Source organism: Mitsuaria sp. TWR114, assembly GCF_007997345.1.
On the sequence record NZ_VOSR01000072.1, the window covers coordinates 1 to 6,141 of the forward strand.

The 6,141-nt window shown below is 70.7% G+C and carries 7 protein-coding genes and 1 pseudogene; 4 read left to right on the plus strand and 4 right to left on the minus strand.

The annotated features are described in order from the left end of the window. Positions 1–33 precede the first annotated feature (33 nt). A complete protein-coding gene (locus FUT87_RS03890) occupies positions 34–1,539 on the minus strand; it encodes a PAS domain-containing protein (RefSeq protein WP_147240148.1) in 1,506 nt (501 codons plus the stop codon). A gap of 167 nt (positions 1,540–1,706) precedes the next feature. Here FUT87_RS03890 and FUT87_RS30290 point away from each other — a divergent pair, with 167 nt between their 5' ends. From FUT87_RS30290 to FUT87_RS03905, 4 genes are read left to right on the plus strand one after another with little or no spacing between them, the layout of a single operon-like run. Then, complete coding sequence (locus FUT87_RS30290) at positions 1,707–2,246, plus strand: low temperature requirement protein A (protein ID WP_255511649.1); 540 nt, start codon at positions 1,707–1,709, stop codon at positions 2,244–2,246. Beyond that, positions 2,156–2,926 (plus strand): low temperature requirement protein A, encoded by a 771-nt coding sequence (locus tag FUT87_RS30295; protein WP_255511650.1) that lies wholly within the window; start codon positions 2,156–2,158, stop codon positions 2,924–2,926. The genes FUT87_RS30290 and FUT87_RS30295 overlap by 91 nt, the downstream gene beginning before the upstream one ends. Beyond that, positions 2,923–3,879: an alpha/beta fold hydrolase gene (locus FUT87_RS03900; protein WP_147240149.1), complete on the plus strand. Its 957-nt coding sequence runs from the start codon at positions 2,923–2,925 to the stop codon at positions 3,877–3,879. Before FUT87_RS30295 ends, FUT87_RS03900 begins: the two co-directional genes overlap by 4 nt. Positions 3,880–3,939: 60 nt before the next feature. Further along, positions 3,940–4,173: a hypothetical protein gene (locus FUT87_RS03905; protein ID WP_147240150.1), complete on the plus strand. Its 234-nt coding sequence runs from the start codon at positions 3,940–3,942 to the stop codon at positions 4,171–4,173. Positions 4,174–4,183: 10 nt separating this feature from the next. On the opposite strand, the gene FUT87_RS03910 is transcribed toward FUT87_RS03905, so the two are convergent. The 3 genes and pseudogenes from FUT87_RS03910 to FUT87_RS03920 form a co-directional block, all read right to left on the minus strand. Further along, positions 4,184–4,474 (minus strand): HigA family addiction module antitoxin, encoded by a 291-nt coding sequence (locus FUT87_RS03910; protein WP_404935355.1) that lies wholly within the window; start codon positions 4,472–4,474, stop codon positions 4,184–4,186. Positions 4,475–4,559: 85 nt separating this feature from the next. Next, on the minus strand, positions 4,560–4,829 hold the full coding sequence (locus FUT87_RS03915) for a type II toxin-antitoxin system RelE/ParE family toxin (RefSeq protein ID WP_147240152.1): 270 nt from the start codon (positions 4,827–4,829) through the stop codon (positions 4,560–4,562). 277 nt (positions 4,830–5,106) lie between these two features. Further along, positions 5,107–6,141, minus strand: a pseudogene (locus FUT87_RS03920) (efflux transporter outer membrane subunit); the annotation flags it as partial.

The following is a 6,141-nucleotide window of genomic DNA, read 5'->3' on the forward strand; positions in this document are numbered from 1 at the left end:
TGAAGCGGTCGATGTCCAGGAACAGCAGCGCCATCACGCGGCCCTCGCGCGCGAGCCGACGCTGCCGCGCCAGCGCCGCGGCCAGCGCCTGGTCGAACTCGCGCCGGTTGGCAGCCCGGTGAGCGCGTCGGAACTGGCCAGCCGCGCCAGCTGCGCCTCGGCCTGCTTCATGACGGTGATGTCGACGGACAGGGTGAAGATGCCCTGCACGCGACCGTCCGCGACCACGTCGGGCACGTACACGGTGCGCAGGTGCCGCTGCTTGCCCAGCATCACCGAGGTGATCTCGAACTCGACCCGCTCGCCGCTCAGCGCCAGGTCCAGCTGCGCGCTGCGCTGACTGGTGCTGGCCTGCCCGAACACGTCGTCGATGTGCAGCCCGATCGCCGCCTGCGGGTCCAGGCCGAACCAGGTGCGCAGGGTCTCGTTGACGTAGCGCATCCGGCGCTCGGCGTCGATGTAGGTGATGAACACCGGCAGGTTGTCGGTGACGGCCTTCATGCGGCGCTCGCTCGCGGCGACCAGCGCCTCGGCGCGCTTGCGCTCGGTGATGTCCATCGAGCAGGCGTAGAAGCCCTCGACGCGGCCGTCGACCAGCTCCGGCACGAAGCGCTGGTGGAAGTGCAGCGTCTCGCCGTCGATGACCTGCTCGGCGTCGAAGGACACCGCCTCGCCACGCATCACGCGCTCGACGAAGGGGCGCATCTGCGCCGCGTTCTCGGTCCCGCGAACCTGCTCGAGCGTGCGGCCCCGCAGCGCGGCCGGATCGGCGTGGAAGACGCGGCCGACCTCGGCATTGGCGAAGCGCAGCAGGCCGTCGGCGTCGTAATGGCTGATCAGCGCGGGCACGTTGTCGGTGATGCCCTTGAGGCGCTTCTGCGTCCGCATCAGCTCGCGCGAGCGCAGGACGACCTGGGAGGTCGCCATCACGGTGAACAGCCCCAGCATCGCCAGCCCGGCCAGCATCAGCAGCTCGGTGTGGCCGGCCTCGCGCGACAGCCGCTCGCTGATCGCGGCGCGCTCGGCGCGCAGCGACGAGGTCAGCTCGCCCAGCACGTCGCGCAGCTCGTCCATGTGGTGCAGGCCCTGGTCGTTGAGCACCAGTTCCAGCGCCTCGTCCTGCCGGCCCGAATCGTGCAGCCGGATCGTCTGGTTCATCTCGCCGAGCTTGAGGTTCACCAGTTCGCGCACGCGCGCCAGTTTCGGCGCGTGGGCGGGGTCCTGGTCGCGGGCGTCGAGCTCCTCGACGCGGCGGTCGAGGTTGCGCACGGCATCGCGGTAGGGCTGCAGGTAGCTGGCGCGCTGCGTCAGCAGGTAGCCGCGCTGGCCGGTCTCCGCATTGAGCAGGTCCTCCATCAGCGTGGTCATCGACGGCAGCACGTTGTTGATGCGGTCGGCGCGGCGCAGGTCGTCCAGCGTCGCCCGCGCCCGCCAGGCCAGCAGCGCCACGATCACGCCCATGGCCACCAGGGCCACCATCAGGAGCCCCACGCCGCGACCGAGGCTGGTGCGGTGGATCGGCTCGGCGGAGGAACGCATGCGACGTCTCGGGCGGGTCGGTCTCTTGAAGGCGGATCGGCGGGACGGGTCCGGCGGGAGCCGGCGGTAGAGAGGAGTGCGGGCGATTATGGGTGCGGCCGTGCGATCTGCGTCAAGCTGGCATCGGCCCCGGTGGAGGGCTCATGGCCGCGTGCGACAGTCCGGGGATGTCCCGGATTCCCCTCCTGCGCCGTCCCGACCCGCACGGCCATGCCAAGGTCAGCTTCGTCGAGCTGTTCTTCGACCTCGTCTTCGTCTTCGCCGTCACGCAGCTGTCGCACACGCTGATCGGGCATTTCGCCCACGACGGCGTCACGCTGCGCGGCGCGGCGCAGACCGGTTTCCTGATGCTGGCGGTCTGGTGGGTGTGGATCTTCACCTCGTGGGTGACGAACTGGCTGGACCCGGAGCGGCTGCCGGTGCGGCTGTGCCTGTTCGCGATGATGCTGGCCGGGTTGCTGATGTCGGTGTCGCTGCCCCAGGCCTTCGGCGAGCGCGCGCTGATGTTCGCGCTGTCCTTCACCGCCCTGCAGGTCGGCCGCACGCTGTTCTTCCTCTGGGCGGCGCGCGGCGCGACCTGGCCCTGGTACGCAACTTCCAGCGCATCGGCGCATGGCTGTCGGTGTCTGCCGCGCTGTGGATCGCCGGCGCGCTGCATGAGGACCTGCGGGTGCCGCTGTGGGTCGTGGCCCTGGGGATCGAGGTGATCGGCCCGTCGGCCGGGTTCTTCGTGCCGGGGCTGGGCCGGTCGACGACGGCGGACTGGAATGTCTCCGGCGGCCACCTGGCCGAGCGCTGCGCGCTGTTCGTGATCATCGCGCTGGGCGAATCGCTGCTGGTCACCGGCGCGACCTTCGCCGCGGCGCCGCTGACGCCGATGAGCCTGCTGGCCTTCCTGGTCTCCTTCGCCGGCAGCCTGGCGCTGTGGTGGCTCTACTTCGACACCACCAACGACTTCGCCACCGGCCGCATCACCCACAGCGACGATCCGGGGCGGCTGGCGCGACTGGCCTACACCTACATCCACCTGCCCATCGTGGCCGGGATCATCGTCAACGCGGCGGCGGACGAGTTCGTGCTCGCCCATCCCGACGGCCACACCGACCTGAAGACGGCGCTGTGCCTGCTTGGCGGCGTGGGGCTGTATGCCGTCGGCGTCGGGCTGTTCAAGCGCGCGGTGGTCGGGCACTGGCCGTGGTCGCACGGCGTGGCGGTGCTGGTGCTGGCGGCGGCGGGGCCCTTCGTGCAGGCCTGGCCGCCGGTGGCGACCAGCGCCTTCGCCTGCGCCGTGCTGGTGGCGCTGGCAGCCTGGGAGCGGCGCTCGCGGGCGCAGTGTCTCGTGCCCGACAGCGCGACCGAGGACAGCGACCCTAGCATCGGACCATGAGCGCCCCTTCCACTCCTTCCTTCACCGCCAGGTTCATCGCCGAGCCGCATCCGGCCGATGCCCTGTTCCCGCCGGCCGCGCGGCGCCTGTCCGTCGAGGTCGAGCCCGGCGTGCGCATCCACGCGCGCGTCTGCGGCGAGGGGCCGCCGCTGCTGCTGATCCACGGCCATCCGCAGACGCTGGCGATCTGGCACCGCGTGTTGCCGGCGCTGGCGGCGCAGTTCAGCGTCGTGATGCCGGACCTGCGCGGTTATGGCGATTCGTCCAAGCCCGCCGGCGCGTCGGACCACGCGAACTACAGCAAGCGGCGCATGGCGCTGGACCTGGTCGCGGTGATGGCCGCGCTGGGGCATGGGCGCTTCCGCGTGCTGGCCCACGACCGCGGCGCGCGGGTGGCGCACCGGATGGCGGCGGACCATCCCGCGGTGGTCGAGCGGCTGGCGCTGCTGGACATCGCGCCGACGCTGGCGATGTACGAGCAGACGACCGAGGCCTTCGCGCGGGCGTATTGGCACTGGTTCTTCCTGATCCAGCCGGCGCCGATGCCGGAGCGGCTGATCGAGGCCGACCCTGCCGCTTATGCGCGGGACACGATGGGACGCCGGCATGCGGGCCAGGCGGCCTTCGACCCGCGCGCATTCGTGGAGTACCAGCGGGCGCTGGCGCTGCCCGGCACCGCGCACGGCATGTGCGAGGACTACCGCGCCGCCGCGGGCATCGACCTCGAACACGACCGGGCGGACCGCGATGCCGGCGTCAAGCTGGCGATGCCGCTGCGCGTCTACTGGGGCGCGCAGGGCGTGGTGGCCAAGTGCTTCGATCCGCTGGCGGAATGGCGGCGTGTGGCCTCGGAGGTCGACGGCGAGGCCCTGCCCTGCGGTCACTACATCCCCGAGGAGGCGCCCGACGCGCTGCTGGCGGCGGTGATGCCGTTCCTGCGCGCGGGGCTTTGATCGAGGAAGCGGCGCTGCGACCGTTACGCTGCGTCCTTTGACGACATCCGGAGTGAAGGCATGAACAAGCTGGTCGCCCTTGGGCAGTTGGCGGGCGGCGCGGTGCTGTGGATCGCGGCGGTGGTGGCGGGCGTGAATGCGCTGAGCCCCTTGATCGGCGCCGCGGAGGGCGCGGGCGCGCCGAGCGACGCGACAGGCGCGCTGGTGATCGTGCTGCTGCTCGCGGGCGTCGGGACCTGGCTGATGCGCGCCGGATGGCGCCGGATCCGCGCCCGGGCGGGCGGGCACTGTTGAGCGGCCCTCGTCACGCCGCCAGGGCCAGCGGACGGATCTCGCGTTTGATGATTCGTCCCGCAGCCTTCTCGGCGCGCCGCAGGTCGTAGGCCGATTGCAGGTTGAGCCACCCTTGCGCATCACTGCCAAAGTAGCGCTCCAACCGCAGGGCGGTGTCGGGAGACACGCTGCGCTGCCCATCGACGATCTCGCGCAATCGCGAATAGGGCACGTGCAGCGCCTTGGAGAGTGCATGGACGCTGATGCCCATCGGCTTGATGTAGTCCTCGAAGAGGATCTCTCCCGGATGGATCGGGCGCATTCCGTTCCTGAACATTGCTTACCTCGTTCGTCCTAGCTCGTATGCGATCACTGTAGGCAGTACCTCAGGACAGGTTCCATATCGCTCAATGTGGATCCTCGATCCTGACGTCGATGGGTCCTTCGTCTCCCCACCCGAACGTCAGCCGCCATTGGTCGTTGATTCTGACGTGCCAGGCGCCGTCGTACCACTTCATGTCGTTTCCCGGCGGCGTTCGCATGAACTCGACCGCTGGCGCCGCATCGAGCTGCGCCAACTTGCGCTCCGCCGGACCCTTCACGTTCACGAAGCGTGTCGTACGCCCGGATGTGAAGAGGCGTTCGGTCTCCCGGCACGCGAAGGATTGGATCGACATTCAAGCAAGGTATCGATCGACTCATCGCGCCTCAACGAAGCCAGTTTGCGTAAATGACCCCCGTGCTACCGGCTTCAAGTAGTGCCTATCGCAGGAACCGCTGAGGGCAAGCCAGTTTGATCGGGCTGGCACGCCCCGTTGGGCAGAGCCCCGACGTCGCGACGCAAGTCATCCAGGCCTCAAACGAAAAAAGGGCATGCATCCCTGCACGCCCAAAGGGGCACCGGTCATGAGCCGGTCGCGAATGAAGGGGCCGGGCCTTGCCCGGCCGCGGGCCTCAGGCCGGGGCGTTCCAACCGCCGCCCAGCGCGCGCACCAGTCCGACCGTCGCCTGGTACTGCGCCGCCTGCACCTGCAGCGCCGCGCGGCGGTTGCGCAGCTCGCTGCGGCGCGCGTCCAGCAGATCCAGCTGGCTGACCAGCCCGTTGCGGTAGCGCGAGTCCGACAGCGCCGTCGCGCGCGTCGACGACTGCACCGCCTGCCCTTGCACGTCCGCCTGCTGCGACAAGGTCTGCAGACCCACCAGCGAGTCCTCGACCTCGCGCAGCGCTGCAGCAACTGCTGGCGGTAGCTCGACATCGCCAGGTCCAGGCCCGCCGTCGCCGATTCGACGCCGGCCTTGCGCCGGCCACCGTCGAAAATCGGCAGCGACAGCAGCGCGTCGACCGACCACGCCCGCGCCGACCACCGGAACACATCGCTCAGCTCCGGCGAGGCATAACCGCCGTTGGCCGTCAGCGTCAGGCTCGGGAACCACGCGGCCTGCGCCACGCCCACCCGCGCCTGCGCCGCCAGCAGGCCGCGCTGCGCCGCGGCCACGTCCGGACGACGCGCCAGCATCGCGCTCGGCAGGCCCGACGGGATCGCCGGCAGGGCCGCCAGCGCCGTGTCCTCGGCCACCTTGAAGCCCGAGGCCGGCTCGCCCAGCAGCACCGACAAGGCGTTCTCCAGCTCGGCCCGGCGGCGGTCCAGGCTGATCGCCTCGGCCTCGGTCGCGGCCACCTCGGTCTGCACCCGCGCCAGGTCCAGCTCGGCCACGTCGCCCGCCTGGTAGCGGCGCTGCGTCAGCGCCAGCGTCTCGCGGTAGGCCGCCACCGTGTCTCGCACCAGGCGGCGCTCCTGGTCGGCGAAGCGCAGCGCCAGGTAGGTCTGCGCCACGTCGGCCTGCACCATCAGCCGGGTCGACTGCAACAGCGCCTCGCGCGATTGCGCATCCAGCGAGGCCGCGCGGCTGGCCTGCGACAGGCGGCCGGAAATGTCGACCTCCCAGCTCGCGGCCAGGCCGGCGTTCCCAGACCGTCGCCGCGGCCGG